Origin of the sequence: Flavobacterium sp., from assembly GCF_043780635.1 — a bacterium.
In the GTDB taxonomy this organism is placed as follows: domain Bacteria; phylum Bacteroidota; class Bacteroidia; order Flavobacteriales; family Flavobacteriaceae; genus Flavobacterium.
Genome location: NZ_JAYWCK010000157.1, coordinates 1 through 23,573, shown reverse-complemented (window position 1 = coordinate 23,573; position 23,573 = coordinate 1). Strand labels below are relative to the sequence as shown.

Sequence of the window (23,573 nt, the reverse complement as noted above, 5' to 3'; positions counted from 1 at the left end):
ATTAAACTTAAAAATACAAAATAAGGAGCAGAAAAACTAGTTTTCTACTCCTTATTTATTAATCAATTAAGTACTAAAATGACTTTTTCAGTGCCCTCGTTTTTTAGATAGGCATTTTTTTTTGAATAAAAATTGTTAAACATTTTTACCTCACGAATTAAATTTTAAGTGTTGAAATGCGAATGACTAAATGATGATTTACAAGTCTTTATTATAAAATCATTTACGAAATACATTTTCATTACTCCTTTATTTTTCGCTTCAATTTCACCTCTAAAGACACAATCAAAAGAATCTTTAATCAATTCATAGGTATTTTCCGAGATGTTAATTTTCCCTGGTTCCGAATTAGTTTCCATACGTGAAGCTATGTTTACCGTATCTCCCCAAATGTCATATGCAAATTTCTTAATTCCAACCACTCCAGCTACTACCGGACCAGTATTAATACCGATACGAATTTCAAAACGAGTTTGATTTAGCGTATTAATTTTTTTGGAATCTTGAACAAATTCAGCGATTTCAATAGCAGCAAGCACCATTTTATAAGCGTGATCCTCCGTCGGGAAAGGTAAACCGCCAGCACACATATAAGCATCCCCTACTGTTTTAATTTTCTCTAAGCCATATTTTTCTATTATTTCATCAAATTTTGAAAAATAGTAGTCCACACTTTCTACCAATTTTTCTGGGGATAAATATTCTGCATATTGAGTAAATCCAACAAAATCTGTAAATAATACCGTTACAGATTCAAACTTCTTTGCTAAAACTCTACCGTTTTGTTTTAATTCCTGAGCTGTTTCTTCAGGAAGAATATTGAGCAACAAGTTGTTAGATTTATTTTTTTCTTCTTCAATAATAATGTTGGTTTGTTTAATAAATTTATAACGCTTAAATAAGCCTAAAGCCAGCAGAAAGACAAGAAACAATGCAATAACGGATGAAATAGCAATAATTCGCTGAGTCTTTTTCGTCTGATTGAGCAAATCGACTTCTACCTGTTTCTGGGAAACTTCAAAATCTGTACGCAAATCAGCCATTTTCTGGACAGATTCAATGTTGCTTACGCTATCTCGATAAGTAATATGATCCTTGTAATAACTTAGCGATTTTCGCTCATCGCCAAGATCTTCATACAGTTTTGAAAGCTTCAGGTTTGCATCACAGATCTGTTTCTTTAGCTTATTCTTTTTTGCAAGTTCAAGACTTCTCAAAGCATAATTTAAAGCGGCTTCCTTATCTCCTTTTTCAAAATAGATGTCAGACATATAAGTAAGATAAACACATATTGGATAATACTCGCCTAATTTTTGTAATAACAGTATCGCTTTATTGATATAATTCTCTGCTTGCAAATCATTTCCCATTTTGGCATAAATCATTCCAAGGTTTCCTAAACTATAGGCTTGACCAAGAGGATATTCAATGGCATTAAATAAAGTTTCTGATTTCTTAGTATAAACTAGAGCTGATTGCAATTTACCCATATTTATATACTCATCACCAGCATTTAGAAGTGCCGATGCCACATTAATGGAATCTTTCTCTATCTTAAGAATTTCGATGGCACTTTTAAAATAATGAACTGAATTTTTGTGGTTGCCCATAACTGCATAAACAGTAGCAATTGAAATATAGATGAGGCCTAAATCTCTATTTTGTTTTTTTTTGACAGCAATTTTTGCCCCTTGAATATAACTTTCCAAAGCTTGGCTTAGATCACTTTTAAGCCGGAGTGCATTTCCTTTTTCCAAAAAACCCGAAAATAAATAATCGACGGAATCCAATGCTTGAGCTGTTCGTATTAATTCTAAACTATAAGCCAGTTTCTTTTCGGTATTGGTATGATTAACAGCTAATTCTTTTAGCATTTTTAATCTGTCCTGTTCTTCAAAACTGCCATGTAAATAGATAGATTCAACGCTATCGGCCAGCTTTTGATTCTGACTATAGATGCAATAACAAAACAGTATAAAATAGCCTAGGGTTAAATAGGCTTTTTTATAAAATAAAATATTTTGGAATATAGTCTTTCCAATAAACATTAAAAATAGTTTATAATTATTGATGCACCTGAATAGATGGATCATGAGGGTATTGCACCCCATTAAAAGTATATTTTACATTGTAGGTTTCTACTTGACCAGGAGTGGAAGAAACAGTTCCCTGATAGGAGCCATCCGGTTGAATAGATGGGTCAGGATTAAAAACATCAGTACTCGTATCATCGATACCATCAAGAGAAGTAATTCCAGAATTTGCGATAAGCTTCCATTTTACTGTGTCTCCATTCTTGACGTGGGTTGTTATATCAGAACCATTACTAACTCCGTCATTTAATATTATTCCCGGACCTGCACCATCTAATCTGATTGTAATTACAATTGTTGCCATAGTTATTTTATTTAAAGGTTAATAAATACTAATTTACATAGACCATTATTCAATAAAGTAGGGGCAGTTAAGAAAATGTTTTGAAGATAATGACTTAATTTTCAATCAAATATAATCTTTTTTTGATAAATATTTTTTTTAAGGAATATTAATCCAAACTCATCATTATTTAAATGAGAATGACATATTATTTTATAAAAGATGCCTATCTTTTTTAGATAGGCATTTTTTATTTTTTGAATACTTTATTCCGCTGTTGTCGGGTCTATGATTGTAGCAACCTGACTTACAGCATTTGCAGGGAATCCACCTTGTTTTGCGTGTTCGCGAACCATTTCTTCGTTTGGTGCATTGTAAATACAATAAATTTTATCCGTTGTTACATAACTTTGAACCCACTGAATTTGTGGTCCCATCTTGCTCAAAACTCCACAGGAAGTTTGCGAAATGGCTTTCAATTGTTCTGCAGTAAGTTTACCTGCACCAGGAATTTCTCTTTCAATTACATATTTTGGCATCTTGTTATGTTTTTTAGTTTCCTACTTTTATGGCTTTTCGGTTGTGCCCCGTTTTTTTATGTGGTAGCTGGTTTCCACTCTTGAAATTTTAAAGCGTGTTTAATATTTTTATTTTTATATAATCTTTTAAAAATCAAATACATAAATCAAATATAATAAAATATATTTAACTATTTAGAATTATTCTAAAATTCCTGAAACCCATACAAAACTCAATAGGCAAAACCCAAAAAAAATAATTATATTTGCGCCATCCTCCTTCGGCGGACAAGCAACAAAACTACACACCTATAAAATGAGTTCAGATTCCAGCAAACGTTACGCTCAAAGAGGAGTTTCAGCATCCAAAGAAGATGTGCACAACGCCATAAAAAATATTGACAAAGGATTATTTCCTCAGGCTTTTTGCAAAATTATCCCTGATTATTTAACCAATGACGAAGAATATTGCCTCATTATGCACGCAGATGGTGCGGGAACAAAATCGTCTTTGGCTTATATGTATTGGAAAGAAACAGGTGATATTTCAGTATGGAAAGGCATTGCGCAAGACGCTTTGATTATGAATATTGACGATTTATTATGCGTAGGTGCAACCGATAATATTTTGCTTTCTTCCACCATTGGAAGAAATAAAAACCTCATAACTGCCGAAGTGATTTCGGCAATTATCAACGGAACCGAAGAACTCATTAAAGAACTCGATTCTTTTGGCGTAACCATACATTCTACCGGTGGAGAAACTGCCGATGTAGGCGATATTGTTCGAACTATCATTGTGGATTCAACCGTTACGGCTCGTATGAAACGATCTAAAGTAATTGACAATGCCAATATTAAAGCTGGAGACGTAATCGTAGGATTAGAATCTTTTGGTCAGGCCTCTTACGAAAAAAGCTATAATGGCGGAATGGGAAGCAACGGATTAACTTCGGCGCGTCACGATGTTTTTGGGAAATATTTGGCAACCAAATATCCGGAGAGTTACGATGCTGCAGTCCCTGAAGAATTGATTTATTCGGGTCAGGTAAAACTAACCGATTCTGTCGAAAATTCACCTATTGATGCCGGACAATTAGTGCTTTCGCCAACCAGAACCTATGCGCCAATTATCAAGAAAATTTTAGATAAATATACATCCAATGAAATTCACGGAATGGTACATTGCAGCGGTGGTGCTCAAACTAAGATTTTACATTTCCTGCCTGCCGGCGGGCAAGGCATTCAAAACCTGCATATAATAAAAGACAATTTATTCCCGCTTCCACCTTTGTTCAAGTTAATTCAGGAGCAATCTAAAACCGATTGGAAAGAAATGTACCAAGTGTTCAACTGCGGTCATCGTATGGAAATTTACGTTCCCGAAGCGTTTGCTCAGGGCATAATTGATATTTCAAAATCGTTTAAGGTCAATGCGCAAATTGTGGGTAGAGTAGAAGCTGCCGAAACTAAAAAACTGACCATTACCAGCGAATACGGTACTTTCGAATATTAATTTTTCTAGGAGCTAATCCCGCTATCCGTTACAATCTTTTGTGCCGAACACCGGCACAAAAGGATTTTTACTACGATCGGGGCTAAAAAACATACTATGTACGAACTACTTTTTTGGCAATATCAAGACGGAATTTATCTCAACCATCATCTGGTTTATGAGGCCTTGGTCGAACAACAAGAAGTCGAAGGTCTTGAAACACTTCCTGTTCAAGTAATATTGAATCGTATTAATTCAGTGTTTGCCAACTGGGAAAAAGTAGATGAAAACAGTTGGAAAAACACCAAAGGAAAAGGAGCTTTTCACGTCAAAACTACTCCGCAAAGCATCCAAATTGATTGCTACGGAACCGAAGGAAAAACAATGAATCTACTCGCCGATACTTTGGACGAATTCAAATGTCCTTTGTATGATCCACAAATTCCGGTTCGTTACGACGAAATGAACGAATAGTTTCTTTCATTACAATCCAAACAAATCAATCCGAGTAAACCCGTTTAATCAGTGTCGTCCGTGGCCCATTTTAAAATTACCACAATGAAAGAAATTTTCGAATTCCCACAAAATATAATCCTCGAAGACGACCTTGTTTTACTTCGTCCATTACAAGAATCCGATGTTGAAAATTTATTAGAAATCTCCCTCAATGAACCTGAAACTTGGCAATATTCATTGGTTCGAGCCAACGGGAAAGAAAATCTTGCTCACTATATTCAATTGGCTTTAAAAGCCAAAGAAAACAAAACCGAATTCCCATTCATCGTTTTCGACAAGAAATCCGGAAAATATGCTGGTAGCACCCGTTTTTATGACATTCAATTACCATTCAAAACGCTACAATTAGGATACACTTGGTACGGAAAAGATTTTAGAGGAACAGGATTAAACAAACATTGTAAATTTTTATTATTACAATTTGCTTTCGAAACCCTTGGAATGGAGCGAGTAGAATTCCGTGCGGACAACAACAACCAACGCAGTATTGCCGCAATGAAAAGCATTGGTTGCAAAGTAGAAGGTGTTTTGCGAAATCATATGCCCACTTTAGGCAGTGATGTGCGTCGCGACAGCATTATTTTAAGCATTCTTCGTAGCGAATGGTTTGATGAAGTAAAGGATAATTTGAAAGCGAAATTGTGACAGTATAAATCCTAATTTATAGCACAATTTCCGAAAGTAGAGACACTTCTTTACTCATTTTATTTCAATTAACATTCAGCAGTATAGTATGGGAGCATTCGTTATCAGCAAAAGATTTGATGATCATTATAAATTTGTATTCACATCCAGAAAAGGAAAAACTATCTTCACAAGCACTTCTTTTGAACTAAAGATGGATTGCGAAGCAGTCATCGAAGAGATAAAAGCTACCATAGGCAATTACACTTACGTGAAATCCAGGGCTGCCAACGGAAAATATTTTTTTAAAATGATGTTTGAAGATGCCATAATCGCCACCAGCCGAAAATATTCCACGCCTTTATTACTCCAAAAAGGTATCGATGAAATCATTCTCGCTGCCGCAAAATCTGATATTTTGGATTTTTCGGTGAATGAATTTATGTTTCCGGATTAGATTGTAATGATGTGAAATTTATTAGAGGATTTGCCGCACGAAGTCTCCTGACTTCGTAGCTAAAAATATGCACTAAAAAAGCTCAATAAATACGTGATAAATTGAATGGTAATGGTAGGTTTAAATTGGTACGAAGTCTGGAGACTTCACAGTAGGCTTACTTCTCTTCGTACATTTCTGGTTTTACAATATATTCAGTTACAAATTCTCCATTTTTATCTGCATAATAATAATTTATTGTAACTTTGCTATCCCTAAATAATTTCATTCCTGGGTTTGTTTTTACGTTTTGTAAAATGCTTGGGAACACATATTTCTTTACCGTATCAAGTTTTACTTCTGCTTTTGTCATTCCAACTAAAACATAATTATATTGAATAGTTTTGTCTGGCAAAGCAACAACATTTTTTAAAGTTGTGTATTGATCAATAGTCATTGGACAAGTTTTATTGAATTCGTTTGCAAATCCTGTAAGTTGCTTGTCAATTGATGGATTGAAAAAATATTGAGTTACAAAAAACATCACAGAAAAACCAAAGACAAAACCTAGTATTGTTTTCAGGTTATATTTTTTCTTTTCAGTTATTATCTTTTTTGGTTCATTTTTAATTTCATTATTTTGTTTTTCAATAATTGGCAATTTGTAACCACAAATTGAACAATATTTTGAATCAATTTCGTTTTCAGCTTCACAATTTGAACAAATGGTTTTCATAAAGTTCTAATTTTATATATTTTTATTTATAAATTTTTCTGAGTCTATCTGCCAACTTGTTTATAGGCAATACAAACCTTCGTATATACACCCAAATTGGGGTAGATTGGCGAAGGTTTATTTGGCCTTATTTTCATATCAAATGTATCATTTTTTTTACAAACTATCAAGATGACTTCCTGCTTGTTCCAAATCGTGTAGGCTTTCTCTGCTTGAAAAATAAGCATATCCTGTTCCTTAATTAGTTTGTGGGCCTTTTTTTCCAATGCATTCATAAGTCCGAAAACAGTATAAGTTTCTAACCCATATTATAAGATATTGTTAGCTTAATTTAATGGAAAAGAAAATCCTATAGCTGTCGCTCCGGAAAACTGCTGTACAGCTGGCTGATAATAATAGGTAAGTGCTAAGTCTAAATTATGTTTGGGACCTAATGCTAGCCCAATCGTGAAAGGGATATGTATTAATATTCCATTTTTTTTAATATTAGTATATGGTGTATAGGTTTCAAATGAACCGATGGAAGCACCGACGCCAATTTCAAAATAGGGAGCAACCCAAGGAATAGGAGCAACTATACGGGCTTTTCCACCAAATAAAAAAGCTTTAGATGTCACCTTATATTCAGGCTGGTTTTGCTGTTTAAGATGTGATGTTAAAACGAGTCCAGCATAAGGCCTTATACCAAACCATTTGGATATGCCAATTACATATTCTCCTTGGGCATAAAAACCAGAGCCAGTTATATCAACATCGTCATAAGGAGCAGTTAAGCCGAGACCCACAGAAACATCAATAAATTTTCCCGTTCTTGGTTGGGCTTTTGTAAGGTTAGGAAGGAATAACGTAAAAATAGTAATTGCAAAAATAGTACGAAAAATAGAAGACATATGTGGTGTTTTTGATTTACACTAATTTCTCAATGATGTGTTAATCTGTTAATATTTATGATAAACGACTATCCTTTTTTAGGAGTTGCTAAAATAGGAATAAATACTTACAAATAGTTAAGTAAACTATCTTATTTATTCCAAATCTTCCAAGCCTTCTCCGCTTGAAAAATAAGCATATCCTGCCCATTTTTAGTTTGTGCTCCATGTGCAGCAGCTTTCTTGAGGAATTGGGTTTCCGCCGGATTGTATATCAAGTCGTATGCAATGTGCTTTTCGGTAAAATATTCGTAGGGAATCAGCGGGAAAGCCTCGGTATTTGGGCTTGTTCCTACTGGCGTAGAATTGATGATGATTTGGTAATTGTCAAAAGTTGTGGCGTTGATTCGGTCGTAATCTATAATGCCTTCTTTGGCTTCTCTGGAAACAAAAGTGTATAAAACACCCAATTCTTTCAATGCATACGCCACACCTTTGGATGCGCCGCCAGTTCCCAGAATCAGTGCTTTTTTATGATGCGGTTGCAATAGTGGTTCCAATGATTTCATAAAACCATAATAATCGGTGTTGTACCCTTTCAACTTTCCCTTTTTGGTAAATTTTATGGTATTTACGGCGCCAATTTCTGTTGCTTTTTTAGATAATTTATCCAAATAAGGAATCACCACTTCTTTGTATGGAATGGTGACATTCAATCCTTTTAAGTCGGGAGTGTTTTTTATGATTTCGGGGAAAGCCGTTATTTCTGGAATATCAAAATTCTCGTATGTGCAACCTACAAAGTTTTCGTTGCTGAACTTTTCTGTAAAATAACCTTTCGAGAAAGAATAACTTATGTTGCGTCCCAGTAAACCAAAGCGTTTTCGTATTGTGTCCAGCATTTTATTTTTTATAAAAAAGTCCGCTTCACGTACTGTTTTTTGTTAGCCACGAATTACACGAATTATCACTAATTTTTTCAAATTATTTAAATTGAATTTGTGCTAATTTGTGTAATTCGTGGCAAAATTTAGTAACTATTTTTTATGTTTTGCAATGTAATTCTGAACCATTTTTCTAGCCCAAACAACAGGAAATAAATCTTCTATAATAATATAATTGTCAAAATTCAAACGCATCGCATTGCTTAAATGAAATTTAGCTTTGGTCGTATCCTGAATCATAAAGTACAATCCGGCCAAACGATATTCGACTTCGTTTTCTTCCGGAAAATATTCCGAGGCTTGCGACAAGGTTTGTATTGCGCTTTCAAATTCGCCCAAAAACTGGAGAATATCAACCCAAAACAACCAAGTGTCTAGTTCATAATCGCCAAATTCAACCGCTTTTCGATACCCAAATTCAGCTTCTTCAAAAAGGTTCAATTGTTTGTTTATGGAAGCAAAACGTTTCCAATACAAACGATTTTGATTGTCAATGGCTAATGCTTTATTGACGAAAAATAATGCCTTCTGGTAATTTTTTTGACGAACATAAAAATCGGTAATGGCAATCCAGCCTTTGTCCAAAAGAGGATCTTCGTGAACCGTTTTATTGAAATATTTTAAAGCCTGAACTTTGTTGCCTAACTTTTCATAGCATTTCCCTATTCGTAGCAATGCATAAGAAGTAGGTTCATCTAATTCGATAGTTCTGTTGTAACTTTCAATGGCTTCTTTGTATTTTTTCAATCGTTCCAAAGCCTTGGCTCTTTCCATAAAAGCACCCAGAAATTCATCATCAATGAGCGTTGCATAATCAAAAGCGCGAATGGCATTTTCATATTCTTTTATGCCATAATGCAAGCGACCCAATTGATGCCAGGCGATTTCGCTGTATGGATTTTGGTCAATGTATTTTATTAAATAGTCAATTGCTTCCTGATTTTGGTCTAAAAATTCGTAACAATAGACCACATTATACAAGGCAGATTGATCTTCAAGATCTTCTTCGAGACATTTGATAAAACTTTCTTTGGCCATTTCGAGATTGTCCATAAACAGGTATTCCATCCCGATTAAATTATGCACATCGGCTAAATCATCGGTATATTCTAAAGCAATATTCAGCAGTTCAACCGCCTTCTCGTGGTTGTCTCGTTTAGAAAAAATATTTGCTTTTTGAATATAAATTTCTTCGTTTGTTGGTTCTATAGCGTACAATTCGTTCAATAACTTTTCAGCTTGTTCGAGTTTGTCGTCATAGACCAGCATTTCAACCTGGACCAATTTTAATCCAGTTGATTTTGGATGTTGTTCTAAAGCCAGTTTTAAAGCTTTTTTAGCTAGATTGGCTTTTCCCAAATCGAGATAATGAAGTATGATTTCTTCAAATTCTTCGGAGTCAAAAAAGAGCACTTTGTTGGTTTTCAACATTGACTCAAATTTGGATAGGGATAAGTTATATTCTTCTTCCTCGTTGCTTAATTGCATACTTTATGTTTTTGAGTTTGCCCAAAATAAAATTAGGCAACCTAAGTGTAAATGTGAGAAAAATTTGGAATTGTTGTGAACAATTTAATTAACAGAAAACAATTGGTAATTACTGATTATCAATTGTTAATTGAATTTCATTCATCACTTCGAGCATTATTGTACAACCTTCCCGAATTTCATCATCGGAAATGGTCAACGGCGGTGTAATTCTGATGGCACATTCTTCGAAAAGTAACCAAAATAAAATAAGTCCTTTGTCTTGGCATTTTAGAATTACATCATTGGTAATATCAGCGCTTTCCGTCATTGCAGCCAACATTAATCCTTTTCCTCGAACTTCTTTTATCAAAGGATGTACCAAAAGTGATCTGAAGAGTTTTTCTTTCTCTAAAGTTTCTGCCATCAAATTTGTTTCGGTAATTTCCTGCAAAGTAGCCAGGCAGGCTGCCGCTATGACAGGATGTCCGCCAAAAGTCGTGATGTGACCCAACTTGGGATCGTGGCTCAATAAATCCATCATTTCAGCAGATGCTGTGAAAGCGCCAACAGGCATTCCGCCGCCCATTCCTTTTCCCATTACCACAATATCAGGAACAACATCGTAGTTTTGGAATCCAAAAAGTTTTCCCGTTCTCCCAAAACCGGGTTGGATTTCGTCGAGAATCATCATCGCACCCACTTCAGTGCAACGTTCTCTTACTTTTTTCAAAAAATCGTTCTGAGGTTGGATAAAACCGGCGCCACCTTGAATGGTTTCTAGAAGAATTCCGGCAGTTTTATTGGTTATTTTTTCTAAATCATCTTCGTTATTAAAAGTGATGAATTCTACATCGGGAATCAAAGGACGAAAAATTCGTTTGCGTTCTTCAAATCCCATTACGCTCATGGAACCCATGGTATTTCCATGATAGGCGTTGTGGCAAGAAATCAATTGACTTCGTCCTGTAGTTCTTCTGGCGAGTTTTAAAGCCCCTTCAATGGCTTCTGTACCGGAATTGACTAAATAGGTTTTGTCTAATGGTTTGGGTAGGAGTGAAGCTAGTAATTTGCAATATTCCACGGCTGGACTTTGCGAATATTCACCATACACCATCACGTGCGAATATTTATCTAATTGGTCTTTAATCGCCTGATTGACTCTTGGCGGCTGATGCCCGAGAGCACAAGCTGAAACTCCAGCGACAAAGTCTAAGTATTTTTTATTGTTGGTATCGAAAATATAGGAGCCTTTTGCGTACGAAACCTCCATTCCTAAAGGATAGGGAGACGTTTGGGCTTGGTATTTTATGAAATCGTTCAAGGCTTATGTTTGTTGATTTGATTGTTTTTATCTTGAAACTTGTCATTTCGACGAAGGAGGAATCTCATAACGAGAGCAACTGATGAGATTCCTCCTTCGTCGGAATGACAAATAGATGGGTTATATATTTCGGTAACTCTAAATGAAATCTGTAATCTGCAACCTACTTTTTCTTCTTCTTATCGTAATTCAATGTTTCCTTCCGGATCTTCATTGGAACATTCTTCTTGTCATTTTCAGCTTTCCCTTGTTTGACCAGTTTCTCGTTTTCTATATTTTCTTCGGGCGGGAAAATATCATCCTTTGATTTTATTCTTTCATCGCCACGCCAAAACAATGCCCGCAGTCTCCGGGCGTTTTCGGGCAAGTCTTTTTCGGGATAAATATCGCCGTCAATTTGCTTGAAAAAAGTAATAGTTTCTATGGCATTTTTATTAAAAATAATATTGATTTTGCTGCTCACGTTTTTGTTGATACCAATGAGATCGTGGGTTTCATTTCGCATATAATAAATAACTTCGGTATTTTTTATGATATCAACATCGTGGAGTTTTCCATCCTCGAATTTGCCGTAGAGATTTTGTCCTTTCACTTGGTTAAAACCTGTTCCGAGTGTATCTTTCGAGACCAGAAACGTATTGTTAAGCACTTTGAGCGAATCTAGTTTTTTGGTGGTATTGTTGCCAATAAGATGCATCACGTCGCCTGTAATTTGGCTATCTCCGTTCCAAAGAATGGGATTTCCTATCAGTTTTGTCAAGGCTGTTTTTGAGCTGGAATGAAGCGAATCGCATTTTCCGCTCATATCGATTTTATAAAAACGAACATTATTGTATGCCCGAATTATTCGGTTGCCTTCCGGACCTGTAACCATTAATTTCTTTCCGTGAATATAAACCGAATCGTTTTCGACAAAGTTAACTGCCACGGCTCTTTTGGTGACAAACATCGAATCCTGATTTTTGTAAATTTCGGCATAATGTCCTTTGACAATTCCACGATTTATGGAGTCGGTTATTTTTACATTCCGCGTTGCTGAGGCGAATTCTCTGTTTCGGTCATAATATAAACTATCGCCTTCAATCAAGCGGTCATCGTATCTGATATACGACTTTCGAAGAAAATGTGCCAGATTTTTTTTGGTATCATAAAACCCTTTTTCGGTATAAATATAATTGGCTTTACTAGTAATTGTCGATGGTCCAAAAAGGTATGAATGACCGGAATTGCTGTAGTAATCCAGGTGATTTGACTTGATAACGTATTTTGGATTCGTGATGGTAACCGCAGTCAGGAATTGGAATTTTTTTTCGGCAACAAAGTATTTTCCTGACTTGCTTTTCAGCGTATTATCTCTATTAGTAATCGTCCCATTCGAGTTGTAATAGACTTCTTGTGTATTTCGGTTGAAGTTAATAGTGTCTGTAGTCATAGTCGATTCTGGCGAACGCATAACGGCATCTCCAGTGGCAAACGCTTGTTTCATATTGCCATTGTATTCGGCATATTTGCTATTGAGATATAAAGTATCACCTTGGACTAATTGCACGTTTCCAAAGGCTTTTATGTAGTTTTCCTTTTGGAAATAATAGGCTTTGTTACAAGTCATAATCACGCCGTCGTGGTTGACACGCACATTACCGGTAAGTAATACAGCATCTGGGGCTTCCACTTGGTTTACATCAAAATAATCAGAATGTTCTACAAGGATTTTTTTTGGAGTTTGAGCCAAAAGGTTTTGGAAACTTAGAACTGCCAAACAACAACTTATGAAAAATAGTGATTTCTTCAATGGATTTATTTTTTGCCAAATTTAAGAAAAATGAAACAACCTGAATCCATATTATGATTTATTTATAACCATTCGAAAATGATTAATGCATCTTTTGATTGATTCTAAACTTATTAACAAAAAGGAATAATATTTCGTTGTAGTTCCAGTTCTAGTGAATAGTTTTAGATAAATCTTGAATAATTCTCAAATTGATAGCAAAAAAATATTAAATTTAGAGGTTGTTAATTAATTTGGATTTCATAATTAACAATAAAAACAAGTTAAAATAATTTTGTATGATGAAAAAAATAACTATTGTTGCAGGTATAAGCATATTACTTTTGGCGACAGCCTGTAAAACTTCAGCAATAAAAATGAACGCAGATAAGAAAGAGATTGTCTCAGAAAAGAAAATAGTTGTCTATCAGGTTTTTACCCGATTATTTGGCAACAAAAATACCACAAACAAACCTTGGGGAACCATTGAGGAAAATGGAGTAGGGAAGTTCAATGATTTTACTGACAAAGCATTGAGTGAAATTAAGGATTTGGGCGTCACTTATGTTTGGTACACAGGAGTTCCACATCACGCTTTGGTTCGCGATTATACTTCGATTGGTATTTCAAACGATGATCCAGAAGTGGTAAAAGGACGAGCAGGTTCGCCTTATGCGGTGAAGGATTATTATAATGTAAATCCTGATTTAGCAATGAATCCTGCGAATCGTTTGCAAGAATTCGAAGCTTTGATTGCTCGAACTCATAAAGCGGGATTGAAGGTGATTATAGATATTGTTCCCAATCATATTGCTCGAAAATATGAAGGAAAAAGTAATCCAAAAGGGGTGAGAGATTTTGGAGCTGATGATGATACTTCAGTAGAATATAAACGCGACAACAACTTTTATTATATTCCAAATACTCATTTTGACTTGCCTGACGGCACTCATCCTTTAAACGGTGAAAGTAATCCGCTTATTGATGGAAAATTCGACGAATTCCCTGCAAAATGGACAGGTAACGGTTCACGAAAGGCAAGACCAGATAAAAATGATTGGTACGAAACCGTGAAAGTAAATTATGGAATTCGTCCAGATGGTTCTAAAGATTTTCCAGAACTACCAGCTGGTTTTGACACCAAATCATATCAAGAACATTTTGATTTTTGGAAGGATAAAAGTGTGCCTAATTCTTGGATAAAATTCCGCAATATTGCGTTGTATTGGACTGCCAAAGGCGTGGATGGTTTTCGTTATGATATGGCCGAAATGGTGCCTTATGAATTCTGGAGTTATATGAATTCATCAATAAAAGTTAAAAATCCGGACGCTTTCTTAATAGCAGAAGTATATAATCCGAAAGAATATCGCAATTATATTCATCTTGGAAAAATGGATTATTTGTATGACAAAGTAGAAACATACGACCATTTGAAAGCGGTAATACAAGGAAAAACTTTGCCAGACGGACTTTCAGATATTCAATATCGAATGGCAGATATTGAGCATCATATGCTTAAGTTTCTAGACAATCATGATGAGCAACGATTAGCAAGTGATCAATTTGCCGGAACTGCAGAAAACGGAAAACCATTAATGGTAGTTTCGACAACAATAAGTACTGCACCAACAATGGTTTATTTTGGTCAGGAAGTAGGCGAAGCAGGAAATGAAGATGGCGGTTTTGGGACAAGTTCCAGAACTTCAATTTATGATTATGTTGGCGTTCCCAATCATCAACGTTGGATGAACGAAGGAAAATTCGATGGAGGACAACTTTCACAGGAAGAAAATGACTTGCGTGATTTTTATAAAAGATTGTTAAATTTCTCCATCAATAGTTCAGCTTTAATGGGGAAATTCCAGGAAATTCAAAACATAAATAGACAATCGACACAAGATTATGATGCCGGAATTTATGCTTACACCCGTTGGTCAGATTCTCAGAAGTTAATTATTGTGACTAATTTTTCTTGGCTCACTACAAGTAATTTCGAACTCAAAATTCCTGCCGACATCATACAAAAATGGAATTTAAAAGATGGAACTTATACAATTACGGATCAATTATATCACAAATACAGTGTTCAATTGCGAGTTGAAAATGGGGAAGGGAAAGCTCAAATTAGTATTGCACCTTCTGAATCGTTTATTTTTCAATTGTAATATAGCGAGTAAAATAAAAACGGACGCAATATCAATATTGGGTCCGTTTTTTTATTATTATAAGAAGCTGTTAAAATCTATTTGTTTCTAAAATAAACTGGGTTCCGGGATATTGTATTTCGGCATCATCTTCGGCAGTAATAAAAATTTTTGTGGGTTTAAATGCGGTAACGGTTTCAAATTCAGCTTTTAATTTTGACGAAATACATCGAGTGTCACTAATTATTTGTCCCATATTTTTTACCATTAACTCCTCAGTTTCCATCCAAACTATATACCTGTTTTTTGAAGGTTCCAATTTTTTCACTTCGGCTAATTCCTCTATTTTTATTTTAATCACATAATTTTTATTTTTGTCTTTTTTGATGGTAACGTAACCAAGTGCTGCGGGAACTACAGAAGACGTCAGGAATTTAATTTTTTTGACACATGAGGTAAATGAAAGTAGGAGAAATGCTGCTGATGCACTTAATAAAAAATATTTAGAAAGGAAATTTTTCATAGTACCTGAATTTTTTATATTAACTATTCGTACAAAGTTTGCCCTTTATTTCGCAATAGCTCTTATAAAAAATTATAAATAAGTTATGAAATTCACTGATTTATAAGGAGATTTTTTTCTACTTCCTCAAAGCTTCCTCATAATTTTCGGCAACTTTTTTCCAATTAATCACATTGAAAAAAGCATCTACATAGTTTTTTCTTTTGTATTGGTAATCAAGATAATAAGCGTGTTCCCAAAGGTCTAAAGCTAAAATTGGTTTTCCAGGAACTAAGGCATTTCTCATCAAAGGATTGTCTTGATTTTGTGTGCTTGTAATTTGAAGATTTCCTGAGCGATCCACAATTAACCAAACCCAACCTGAACCAAATTGTTTTGTGGCTTCGTCTTTGAATGCAGTGGTAAAATTGTCAAAAGAACCAAACTTTTTTGTGATGGTTGTTGCCAAAGTATCTTGTGGTTGTCCTCCGGCTTTTGGTGCCAAACATTTAAAATATAAGGAATGATTGTAATAACCGCCAGCATTATTTTTGATTTCGGCAACGCTTGGGTCTAATTTTGCTAGAACTTCTTCGATGGTGAGATTTTCTAGTGGTGTTCCTGCTATCGCTTTGTTCAGGTTGTTAGTATACGTCAAATAATGTTTGGAATAATGATTATCCATTGTTGATGCCGATATATTTGGTGCCAAAGCATCGTATGAATAAGGCAATTTTTCAAGTTGGAATGAGCCTTCACTGGCTTTGACGTCGTCAGGAACTCCCATTATAGCTGTTTTCTGTTCCACTTCCGGCAAGGGTACATCTACGACTTCAGTGTATTTTTTGTTATTACATGAAATTAATAATGTAAGCACTAGTAAATTTGAAATTAGGAAACTAATCTTTTTCATAATTAGAATTATTACAATAAGGAATTTATAATTTCTATGTATTGTTCTTTGGCATCTTCAACGGATAAATGGCTAATTTGAATCCAAGCATTGGTCTTGAAAGCATTTCTTAAATCATAACTTTCAGAATGATTATAGCTTAATGATCCGTATGTCGCCTGTTTATAAAATGCATAAAGTCTTAGTTGGACATCCTGGGGTAATGATGCCTGGGTCATTTGCGAAGCAATTTCAACAGCTTCCAGAAACCGTGTATCTAAGTCTTTGTGATTCATTCAGATTTTGTTGCAATAACAGTTTTGCCTCCAATAGCTTTTTGGTTTAGGACCACATTAATTGGCGTTCCCAAAGGTAAAAATATATCAACTCTGGAACCAAATTTAATGAAACCAGCGTCTTCAGCTTGCTTAACTTGCATTCCTTCTTTGGCATAATTGACAATTCTTCGTGCCAAAGCGCCAGCAATTTGACGATACAGTACTTCGCCAAAGGTTTTATTTTCGATTACAATAGTTGTTCTTTCGTTTTCCTCGCTTGATTTTGGATGCCAAGCTACCAAGAATTTTCCAGGATGATATTTGCTGAATTTTACGAGACCACTAAGAGCATAACGAGTTACGTGAACATTTAAGGGAGACATAAATATAGAAACCTGAATGCGTTTTTCTTTAAAATATTCGCCTTCATAAACTTCTTCAATTACAACAACTTTTCCGTCAACTGGAGCCAAAATTTCGTTTTCATTGAGAATAAAGTTGCGTTTTGGGTTTCTGAAAAATTGTAAAATGATAATCAATAACACAAATGTTGCTATTTGAATTGATTTTTGAATCCAATAGATATCAATGAATTTATCTGACAACAAAAGCATGACAGCAGTAAAAACAGTAGCTAATAATATAGATTGAGCGCCTTCTTTATGAAACATAGTTTAGAATTTGGTAAAATAAAAATATAATTGGTGCTACAAATATAACACTATCTAATCGATCTAGGATGCCTCCGTGGCCAGGCATAATTTTTCCGCTGTCTTTTACACCCGCAATGCGTTTAAATTTGGACTCGATTAAATCGCCTATAGTACCAAAAATCCCCACAATTAATGCGATTGAAATCCAAATCATAATGGATTTTTCGCTAAATTCTGGGCTTGCTTTTATATAATATTTTGAAATTATATAACCAGCCAAAATTGAAAAAACAATTCCTCCAATAAAACCTTCAATTGTTTTTTTTGGTGAAATTTTTTCAAATAATTTGTTTTTACCAATAGATTTTCCCACAATAAAAGCAAAGGTGTCATTTGTCCAGATGATAATAAATAATCCAATTATAATTTTAGGATTATAGTCTTTTATTCCGAAAGATATTTTTGTGATAAATATAAACGGAAGAATGATATATCCTAATAAGTATAAATATTTTGATGATATACTTGTATTTTGAATTTTGTCATAAAATAAAAATAATACACTCTTAATAGATACTACAAGAGATATTACTAATAATATAAGATCTAACTGTTTTGTGTTGATTGAAAAATCAAATTCAGTGTTAAATATTTTATTTATTGTATCCGTAGTAATTTTATTATAACAACTAAATAAAGTTACAGATGTATAAATTAATATTCCAAAAATAATGGAAGGTGTTTTGTTGATTTGAATTAAATTGCAAAATTCAAAGATTGCAATTATTAAAAATATTCCAAACAATATAAAAAAACTTTCAGACGAATACAGTATTGAAGCCAGCAATAAAATTATATATATAGCACCAGATATTGATCTCTTGAGTGTTTCATTCATACTATTGGTCTTCTAAAAGCAATAAATATAAATTCTTTGCAGTGCTACCATATTGAGTAAAGTCTTCCTCTTCTACTTTTTCGAAATATTTTATTGTTGTAATATTGGTTGGATAATCTCTAACGTACTTCTTTTTTATAACACTTAATCCGTCACTTTTTGTGCCAATAATTTGGCTGGTGGTAGCTAATACAATGATGTTGGCCGGAAGTTCGTTAGGTTTATGTTGCTTAATTTGTTTGGATGAAAACAATATAGATCCTTCTTCTGCAATCAGGTTTTCACAGTTAGCCAGAAGAAAAGAAGGATGTTTTGGTTTTTGATGCGTGATTTTATTTTCATCAAGCATATGAAAAAGTTCAGGGTCATAGCATAAAGCTTCTCTTTCGAACCAGTCATTTTCTTCCAGGATGTTTTCAAAATGATCTTTTACTTCAGCTTCATTTTCACAGTATAAAAATTTACCGCCATTTTTCTTAAAATTATAGATGAACTGCTCTTCTAGAGGTGCATCATTATCTGGAGAGAACTTGCTGAATTCATTATCTTTTTCCCCCTCAGAATCTGGGTTATTTGAACCAAAAAATTTTCTAAAAAGACTCATATTTTTTTATACTACTTGATAAACTATTTGAAAACGTCCAAAGATAAAAAAATCTTAATTCAAAAGTCACTTTTGAATTAAGATTTTAAAATAATATATGTTTACTCTTATTAAGAGACTACTTCTTCAAGATTTGAATCAAATGATCTTTTTCCGAATATTGTTTCTAAGTCATCTTTGAAAATTACTTCTTTTTCAATCAAGATGTCTGCAAGCTGATTTAATTTATCTTTATTCTCTTCCAATATTTTAATTGCTCTTTCGTATTGGCTTTCGATTAGCAAAGAAATTTCTTTATCGATTGTCTTAGCTGTTTCCTCAGAATAAGGTTTAGAAAAACTGTATTCACTTTGACCAGTTGAATCATAATAAGTAACGTTTCCAATTTTTTCGTTCAATCCATAAATGGTTACCATTGCACGAGCTTGTCTGGTTACTTTTTCTAAATCACTCAATGCGCCAGTTGAAATTCTGTCGAAAGTTACTTTCTCAGCAGCTCTTCCTCCCATAGTGGCACACATTTCGTCGAGCATTTGATCAGTTCGAACAATCAAGCGTTCTTCTGGTAAATACCAAGCCGCTCCAAGGCTTTGTCCTCTTGGAACAATCGTTACTTTTATCAATGGCGCTGCGTGTTCCAGCATCCAGCTTACTGTTGCGTGACCTGCTTCGTGAATCGCAATAGCTTTCTTTTCGTCAGGAGTCACGATTTTATTTTTCTTTTCAAGTCCACCAACAATTCTGTCTACAGCATCTAAGAAATCTTGTTTGTCAACAGCAGTTTTGTTGTTTCTTGCAGCAATCAAAGCGGCTTCGTTACATACATTGGCAATATCAGCACCTGAAAAACCAGGAGTTTGTTTGGCCAAAAAGTCAGTATCTAGACCTTCAATTTTTTTCAAAGGAGCGAGGTGAACTTTGAAAATTTCTGCACGTTCGCGAATGTCCGGTAAGTCCACAAAAATTTGTCTGTCAAAACGACCTGCCCGCATCAAAGCTTTGTCAAGGACATCAGCTCTATTTGTTGCGGCTAAAACAATCACATTCGAATTGGTTCCAAAACCGTCCATTTCGGTAAGTAATTGGTTCAACGTATTTTCACGTTCATCATTTCCGCCTGACATATTATTTTTTCCTCTGGCTCTACCCACTGCATCAATTTCATCAATAAAGATGATAGCTGGAGCTTTTTCTTTGGCTTGCTTGAATAAATCACGCACTCTTGAGGCACCAACTCCAACAAACATTTCCACAAAATCAGAACCTGATAAAGAGAAAAATGGAACTTGAGCTTCGCCTGCAACGGCTTTTGCCAATAGGGTTTTTCCAGTTCCAGGAGGACCAACGAGCAGTGCGCCTTTTGGAATTTTACCGCCCAGATTGGTATATTTTTCGGGATTCTTGAGGAATTCCACGATTTCTTGTATTTCTTCTTTTGCACCTTCTAAACCTGCAACATCTTTGAAAGAAGTTTTAATATCTGTTTTTTCGTCAAAAAGCTTGGCTTTCGATTTCCCAATATTGAAAATTTGGCCACCACCACCACCGCCACCGCCAGACATTCTTCTCATTATGAATATCCAAACTCCAATGATAATGATGATTGGCAATAGACTTACGAAAATATCAGTCCAATTGTTTTTTGGTAAAAAATTAAAATCTTTTAATTTTCCTTCGGCAACCGCTTTCTCCAATTTGGTTTGAAAAAGTTGATCGTTACCAATGATAAAAGTGTAATGAGGCCCTTTATTTGGACGGTCTAAAATATCTTTTGCTACTTTTTTATTGGCTGACTCTTTCAAGGCAGCAGCAGTAAGATATACTTCGGCTTCCACTTTATTGTAAACAATTACTTTTTCAATTTGCCCTTTTTCCAGATAGGCATTAAAATTTGAAGAGGTTAATTGCGCAGGTTCTTGAAAACTTGAACCGCCTGTAAAAAAGCTTATGGTCAAGAAAACCAATAATATTGCGGTATAAATCAACCAAGGACTAACTTTAAATTTATTCGAATTTGGATTATTATCTTTTGCCATTAGAGGTGTATTTCTTTAGTATTTATTCTCGATTTTGGTAATTTTGGCATCGCCCCAAAGACTTTCGATGTTATAATATTCTCGAATGTGTTTTTGGAAAACGTGAACCACAATGCTAACATAGTCCATAAGAACCCATTCGGCATTATCAGATCCTTCTACATGCCAAGGTTTGTCTTTTAATTCTTTTGAAACTGTTTTTTGAATGGAGTTAACAATTGCGTTAACCTGAGTGTTTGAATTTCCGTTACAGATAACAAAATAGTCACAAACGGCGGTGTCTATTTCTCTTAAATCCAGAATATCGATGTCATTTCCTTTTACTTCTTCTATTCCCTTGATGATGTTTGCTAGTAGAACATCATTATTTATAATCTTTTTAGCCATGAATTATTTTTAAATAAGTTTGTAAAGTTACCATTTTTTGTGATTATTTTTGAACCTTAACATAATATTAAATTCTGTTCCACAAATAACTTCCTATGAAACTAATCAAACTCGATGCCATAGATTCTACAAACGAATTCCTAAAAGGATTATCGAGCAACCAAATACTAGAAAACTTTACTGTTGTTACTGCCGAAAGTCAAACAAAAGGCAAAGGACAAATGGGTTCTGTATGGGATTCTGAGCCAAGTAAAAACTTAATAATGAGTGTTTTGATTAAGGATTTTACAATAAATATTAACCTAATTTTTGATGTCAATATTGCGGTTTCCATCTCGATAATTCAGGTGTTAGATGGGTTGAACATTCCTGAATTAAGTATTAAATGGCCAAACGACATTATGTCATATAATAAAAAGATAGGCGGAATCCTTATTGAAAACAGTATTAAAAGTGATGGAAGTATTAATTCTATTGCTGGTTTGGGTTTGAATATCAATCAAATGAATTTTGATAATTTACCAAAAGCATCTTCATTAGCTCTAATTTGCAACACCACTTTCGATAAAGAAGAAATTCTTTTGAAGATTGTCGAAAAGTTGGAACAAAATATACAGTCTTGGAATCAAAAATCAAATTCATTGTGGAATAAATATACAAATAAACTCTTCAAGATTGGAATTCCTATGCCATTCGAAGACCAAAATAAGCAAAATTTTATGGGAATTATTCAAGGTGTTTCTCCAATTGGAAAACTCAAAATTCTTTTGGAAAATGATTCGGTTTCTGAATTTGATATTAAGGAAATTCAGATGTTGTATTGATAGCAAAAAATACTATTATTTGTCAATTCGATGCAGGAGAAATCACATTTGTTGCTCTCGATATGAGATTTCTCCTATCGTCGAAACGACAAATTTAGAAGAATATAATATTAAAGTTTCGACATGTTAACAGCCAAAGTTTCGATAAATTTCGAAATTGGTCCTTTTATCATCATACCCATCATTGCATTAAATTCACCTTCAAAAAGTAATTGTACATTAGACGAATTATCAGAAACCGAATTAATATCAGCAACCAAAGTAAAAGGCAATTTATCGCTTGCAGCGCCAAGAACTACTTTTTTTGGAGCTATTTTTTCTTTCATTTTTAGTTTTATTTCCGGCATTCCTTTTAATCCAAAAATAAAAGCATCGTCACCGATAACTTCAAATTTTGCAATATTTTCTGGCATTAATTTTTCGAAATTTCTTACATCGGTTAATAAATCAAATAATTCTTGTGCTGATTTTTCAACAGTAACTTTGGGGCTTTCTAAGTTCATTTTTTTGTCATTGCGAGGAACGAAGCAATCTAATCCTCAATTTATTATTTGTTTTTTTCTATATTTTAAACCTGTACACTCCAAGTCGATGGACTCGAATTCCATTCTCTTAATGTTTGTTCTTCTTCTTCGGATATGTACCTTTTGGCAACTGCTAAGTCTAATAAATTTTGATAATTGCTCAAAGTAAATAAGTCAACATTGGCATTTTTAAAGTTTTCTTTGGCAACATCAAAACCATAAGTGAAGATTGCAGCCATACCTTTTACGTTTGCTCCGGCAGCGCGCAAGGCTTCCACAGCAAGCAAACTACTGTTTCCGGTGCTAATCAAATCTTCAACAATTACCACATTTTGACCTTTTTGAAGAAAACCTTCTACTTGGTTTTGTCTCCCGTGTTTTTTAGGTTCCGGTCGAACATAAACAAAAGGTAATCCTAAACTTTCGGCAACTAAAATTCCAATTCCAATCGCTCCTGTAGCTACACCGGCAATAACATCTGGCTTTCCGAATTGTTTTTCGATGTTTTTCGAAAATTCATCCCGAACATAATTTCTTATGAGCGGAAACGACAGAATTAAACGGTTATCACAGTAGATTGGTGATTGCCATCCCGAAGCCCATGTAAAAGGATTTCTTGGATTCAATTTAATTGCATTTATTTGCAAAAGCAATTCGGCAGTTTTCTCGGCAGTATCTTTATTAAATATCATAATACAAATGTATAAAGTTTTTGTGAACGACAAACCACTTTTTTTGACAAATGAAATCTC

General features: G+C 34.3%; 25 protein-coding genes. 6 read left to right on the top strand and 19 right to left on the bottom strand.

The window, feature by feature from the left end; all coding sequences use genetic code 11:
- Positions 1-164 precede the first annotated feature (164 nt).
- From ACH2BV_RS14255 to ACH2BV_RS14245, 3 genes are all read right to left on the bottom strand, one after another.
- Positions 165-1,874, bottom strand: a complete 1,710-nt coding sequence (locus ACH2BV_RS14255) for an adenylate/guanylate cyclase domain-containing protein (protein ID WP_395051434.1) — start codon at positions 1,872-1,874, stop codon at positions 165-167.
- 190 nt (positions 1,875-2,064) lie between these two features.
- Entirely contained in the window at positions 2,065-2,397 is a 333-nt protein-coding gene (locus ACH2BV_RS14250; RefSeq protein WP_395051433.1) for a hypothetical protein, read from the bottom strand.
- 245 nt (positions 2,398-2,642) lie between these two features.
- Positions 2,643-2,915, bottom strand: a complete 273-nt coding sequence (locus ACH2BV_RS14245; RefSeq protein ID WP_395051431.1) for a DUF4242 domain-containing protein — start codon at positions 2,913-2,915, stop codon at positions 2,643-2,645.
- A gap of 295 nt (positions 2,916-3,210) precedes the next feature.
- Here ACH2BV_RS14245 and ACH2BV_RS14240 point away from each other — a divergent pair, with 295 nt between their 5' ends.
- The 4 genes from ACH2BV_RS14240 to ACH2BV_RS14225 all read left to right on the top strand — a co-directional run bounded on the left by ACH2BV_RS14240 (position 3,211) and on the right by ACH2BV_RS14225 (position 5,986).
- Positions 3,211-4,410, top strand: coding sequence for an AIR synthase related protein (locus ACH2BV_RS14240; protein ID WP_395051430.1), 1,200 nt, complete (start codon positions 3,211-3,213; stop codon positions 4,408-4,410).
- A gap of 96 nt (positions 4,411-4,506) precedes the next feature.
- On the top strand, positions 4,507-4,863 hold the full coding sequence (locus ACH2BV_RS14235) for a hypothetical protein (RefSeq protein WP_395051429.1): 357 nt from the start codon (positions 4,507-4,509) through the stop codon (positions 4,861-4,863).
- Positions 4,864-4,947: 84 nt separating this feature from the next.
- Positions 4,948-5,550: a GNAT family N-acetyltransferase gene (locus ACH2BV_RS14230; protein WP_395051428.1), complete on the top strand. Its 603-nt coding sequence runs from the start codon at positions 4,948-4,950 to the stop codon at positions 5,548-5,550.
- 88 nt (positions 5,551-5,638) lie between these two features.
- Positions 5,639-5,986: a DUF1508 domain-containing protein gene (locus ACH2BV_RS14225; protein ID WP_395051426.1), complete on the top strand. Its 348-nt coding sequence runs from the start codon at positions 5,639-5,641 to the stop codon at positions 5,984-5,986.
- Positions 5,987-6,143: 157 nt separating this feature from the next.
- Here ACH2BV_RS14225 and ACH2BV_RS14220 read toward each other — a convergent pair whose 3' ends face one another.
- From ACH2BV_RS14220 to ACH2BV_RS14195, 6 genes are all read right to left on the bottom strand, one after another.
- Entirely contained in the window at positions 6,144-6,701 is a 558-nt protein-coding gene (locus ACH2BV_RS14220; RefSeq protein ID WP_395051425.1) for a zinc-ribbon domain-containing protein, read from the bottom strand.
- A 326-nt stretch (positions 6,702-7,027) separates the two neighbouring features.
- Positions 7,028-7,591 (bottom strand): hypothetical protein, encoded by a 564-nt coding sequence (locus ACH2BV_RS14215; RefSeq protein ID WP_395051424.1) that lies wholly within the window; start codon positions 7,589-7,591, stop codon positions 7,028-7,030.
- Between the two features lie 131 nt (positions 7,592-7,722).
- Positions 7,723-8,472 carry a shikimate dehydrogenase family protein gene (locus ACH2BV_RS14210; protein ID WP_395051423.1) on the bottom strand — a complete coding sequence of 250 codons (750 nt, stop codon included), beginning with the start codon at positions 8,470-8,472 and terminating at the stop codon, positions 7,723-7,725.
- Positions 8,473-8,607: 135 nt separating this feature from the next.
- The gene (locus tag ACH2BV_RS14205) at positions 8,608-10,002 is read right to left on the bottom strand and encodes a tetratricopeptide repeat protein (RefSeq protein ID WP_395051422.1); all 1,395 of its coding nucleotides are present in this window, start codon (positions 10,000-10,002) and stop codon (positions 8,608-8,610) included.
- A 109-nt stretch (positions 10,003-10,111) separates the two neighbouring features.
- A complete protein-coding gene (locus ACH2BV_RS14200) occupies positions 10,112-11,254 on the bottom strand; it encodes an aspartate aminotransferase family protein (protein WP_395051438.1) in 1,143 nt (380 codons plus the stop codon).
- A gap of 214 nt (positions 11,255-11,468) precedes the next feature.
- Positions 11,469-13,097, bottom strand: a complete 1,629-nt coding sequence (locus ACH2BV_RS14195) for an OstA-like protein (RefSeq protein ID WP_395051421.1) — start codon at positions 13,095-13,097, stop codon at positions 11,469-11,471.
- Positions 13,098-13,378: 281 nt separating this feature from the next.
- Here ACH2BV_RS14195 and ACH2BV_RS14190 point away from each other — a divergent pair, with 281 nt between their 5' ends.
- Complete coding sequence (locus ACH2BV_RS14190; RefSeq protein WP_395051436.1) at positions 13,379-15,244, top strand: alpha-amylase family protein; 1,866 nt, start codon at positions 13,379-13,381, stop codon at positions 15,242-15,244.
- Positions 15,245-15,314: 70 nt separating this feature from the next.
- On the opposite strand, the gene ACH2BV_RS14185 is transcribed toward ACH2BV_RS14190, so the two are convergent.
- The 8 genes from ACH2BV_RS14185 to rsfS form a co-directional block, all read right to left on the bottom strand.
- Positions 15,315-15,746, bottom strand: coding sequence for a hypothetical protein (locus ACH2BV_RS14185; protein WP_395051420.1), 432 nt, complete (start codon positions 15,744-15,746; stop codon positions 15,315-15,317).
- Between the two features lie 118 nt (positions 15,747-15,864).
- Positions 15,865-16,638 (bottom strand): Fe-Mn family superoxide dismutase, encoded by a 774-nt coding sequence (locus tag ACH2BV_RS14180; protein WP_395051419.1) that lies wholly within the window; start codon positions 16,636-16,638, stop codon positions 15,865-15,867.
- 11 nt (positions 16,639-16,649) lie between these two features.
- A complete protein-coding gene (locus ACH2BV_RS14175) occupies positions 16,650-16,913 on the bottom strand; it encodes an acyl-CoA-binding protein (protein ID WP_395051418.1) in 264 nt (87 codons plus the stop codon).
- Positions 16,910-17,566: a phosphatidylserine decarboxylase family protein gene (locus ACH2BV_RS14170; protein WP_395051417.1), complete on the bottom strand. Its 657-nt coding sequence runs from the start codon at positions 17,564-17,566 to the stop codon at positions 16,910-16,912. Before ACH2BV_RS14170 ends, ACH2BV_RS14175 begins: the two co-directional genes overlap by 4 nt.
- On the bottom strand, positions 17,556-18,446 hold the full coding sequence (locus ACH2BV_RS14165) for a phosphatidate cytidylyltransferase (protein ID WP_395051416.1): 891 nt from the start codon (positions 18,444-18,446) through the stop codon (positions 17,556-17,558). Before ACH2BV_RS14165 ends, ACH2BV_RS14170 begins: the two co-directional genes overlap by 11 nt.
- A gap of 1 nt (position 18,447) precedes the next feature.
- A complete protein-coding gene (locus tag ACH2BV_RS14160; RefSeq protein WP_395051415.1) occupies positions 18,448-19,050 on the bottom strand; it encodes an LUD domain-containing protein in 603 nt (200 codons plus the stop codon).
- Positions 19,051-19,160: 110 nt separating this feature from the next.
- A complete protein-coding gene (gene ftsH / locus ACH2BV_RS14155) occupies positions 19,161-21,086 on the bottom strand; it encodes an ATP-dependent zinc metalloprotease FtsH (RefSeq protein WP_395051413.1) in 1,926 nt (641 codons plus the stop codon).
- 15 nt (positions 21,087-21,101) lie between these two features.
- Positions 21,102-21,473, bottom strand: coding sequence for a ribosome silencing factor (gene rsfS / locus ACH2BV_RS14150; protein ID WP_395051412.1), 372 nt, complete (start codon positions 21,471-21,473; stop codon positions 21,102-21,104).
- A gap of 95 nt (positions 21,474-21,568) precedes the next feature.
- Here rsfS and ACH2BV_RS14145 point away from each other — a divergent pair, with 95 nt between their 5' ends.
- Complete coding sequence (locus ACH2BV_RS14145) at positions 21,569-22,297, top strand: biotin--[acetyl-CoA-carboxylase] ligase (RefSeq protein ID WP_395051411.1); 729 nt, start codon at positions 21,569-21,571, stop codon at positions 22,295-22,297.
- Between the two features lie 110 nt (positions 22,298-22,407).
- Here ACH2BV_RS14145 and ACH2BV_RS14140 read toward each other — a convergent pair whose 3' ends face one another.
- On the bottom strand, positions 22,408-22,800 hold the full coding sequence (locus tag ACH2BV_RS14140; protein WP_395051410.1) for an SRPBCC family protein: 393 nt from the start codon (positions 22,798-22,800) through the stop codon (positions 22,408-22,410).
- Between the two features lie 65 nt (positions 22,801-22,865).
- Complete coding sequence (pyrE, locus tag ACH2BV_RS14135; RefSeq protein WP_395051435.1) at positions 22,866-23,513, bottom strand: orotate phosphoribosyltransferase; 648 nt, start codon at positions 23,511-23,513, stop codon at positions 22,866-22,868.
- Positions 23,514-23,573: the final 60 nt, after the last annotated feature.

What these genes read in the sequence shown, in the direction of transcription:
- ACH2BV_RS14255 (WP_395051434.1), bottom strand. Translation starts at nt 1,874, where the DNA reads ATGCTAAAAGAATTAGCTGTTAATCATACCAATACCGAAAAGAAACTG.
- ACH2BV_RS14250 (WP_395051433.1), bottom strand. Translation starts at nt 2,397, where the DNA reads ATGGCAACAATTGTAATTACAATCAGATTAGATGGTGCAGGTCCGGGA.
- ACH2BV_RS14245 (WP_395051431.1), bottom strand. Translation starts at nt 2,915, where the DNA reads ATGCCAAAATATGTAATTGAAAGAGAAATTCCTGGTGCAGGTAAACTT.
- ACH2BV_RS14240 (WP_395051430.1), top strand. Translation starts at nt 3,211, where the DNA reads ATGAGTTCAGATTCCAGCAAACGTTACGCTCAAAGAGGAGTTTCAGCA.
- ACH2BV_RS14235 (WP_395051429.1), top strand. Translation starts at nt 4,507, where the DNA reads ATGTACGAACTACTTTTTTGGCAATATCAAGACGGAATTTATCTCAAC.
- ACH2BV_RS14230 (WP_395051428.1), top strand. Translation starts at nt 4,948, where the DNA reads ATGAAAGAAATTTTCGAATTCCCACAAAATATAATCCTCGAAGACGAC.
- ACH2BV_RS14225 (WP_395051426.1), top strand. Translation starts at nt 5,639, where the DNA reads ATGGGAGCATTCGTTATCAGCAAAAGATTTGATGATCATTATAAATTT.
- ACH2BV_RS14220 (WP_395051425.1), bottom strand. Translation starts at nt 6,701, where the DNA reads ATGAAAACCATTTGTTCAAATTGTGAAGCTGAAAACGAAATTGATTCA.
- ACH2BV_RS14215 (WP_395051424.1), bottom strand. Translation starts at nt 7,591, where the DNA reads ATGTCTTCTATTTTTCGTACTATTTTTGCAATTACTATTTTTACGTTA.
- ACH2BV_RS14210 (WP_395051423.1), bottom strand. Translation starts at nt 8,472, where the DNA reads ATGCTGGACACAATACGAAAACGCTTTGGTTTACTGGGACGCAACATA.
- ACH2BV_RS14205 (WP_395051422.1), bottom strand. Translation starts at nt 10,002, where the DNA reads ATGCAATTAAGCAACGAGGAAGAAGAATATAACTTATCCCTATCCAAA.
- ACH2BV_RS14200 (WP_395051438.1), bottom strand. Translation starts at nt 11,254, where the DNA reads ATGGAGGTTTCGTACGCAAAAGGCTCCTATATTTTCGATACCAACAAT.
- ACH2BV_RS14190 (WP_395051436.1), top strand. Translation starts at nt 13,379, where the DNA reads ATGAAAAAAATAACTATTGTTGCAGGTATAAGCATATTACTTTTGGCG.
- ACH2BV_RS14185 (WP_395051420.1), bottom strand. Translation starts at nt 15,746, where the DNA reads ATGAAAAATTTCCTTTCTAAATATTTTTTATTAAGTGCATCAGCAGCA.
- ACH2BV_RS14180 (WP_395051419.1), bottom strand. Translation starts at nt 16,638, where the DNA reads ATGAAAAAGATTAGTTTCCTAATTTCAAATTTACTAGTGCTTACATTA.
- ACH2BV_RS14175 (WP_395051418.1), bottom strand. Translation starts at nt 16,913, where the DNA reads ATGAATCACAAAGACTTAGATACACGGTTTCTGGAAGCTGTTGAAATT.
- ACH2BV_RS14170 (WP_395051417.1), bottom strand. Translation starts at nt 17,566, where the DNA reads ATGTTTCATAAAGAAGGCGCTCAATCTATATTATTAGCTACTGTTTTT.
- ACH2BV_RS14165 (WP_395051416.1), bottom strand. Translation starts at nt 18,446, where the DNA reads ATGAATGAAACACTCAAGAGATCAATATCTGGTGCTATATATATAATT.
- ACH2BV_RS14160 (WP_395051415.1), bottom strand. Translation starts at nt 19,050, where the DNA reads ATGAGTCTTTTTAGAAAATTTTTTGGTTCAAATAACCCAGATTCTGAG.
- ftsH (WP_395051413.1), bottom strand. Translation starts at nt 21,086, where the DNA reads ATGGCAAAAGATAATAATCCAAATTCGAATAAATTTAAAGTTAGTCCT.
- rsfS (WP_395051412.1), bottom strand. Translation starts at nt 21,473, where the DNA reads ATGGCTAAAAAGATTATAAATAATGATGTTCTACTAGCAAACATCATC.
- ACH2BV_RS14145 (WP_395051411.1), top strand. Translation starts at nt 21,569, where the DNA reads ATGAAACTAATCAAACTCGATGCCATAGATTCTACAAACGAATTCCTA.
- ACH2BV_RS14140 (WP_395051410.1), bottom strand. Translation starts at nt 22,800, where the DNA reads ATGAACTTAGAAAGCCCCAAAGTTACTGTTGAAAAATCAGCACAAGAA.
- pyrE (WP_395051435.1), bottom strand. Translation starts at nt 23,513, where the DNA reads ATGATATTTAATAAAGATACTGCCGAGAAAACTGCCGAATTGCTTTTG.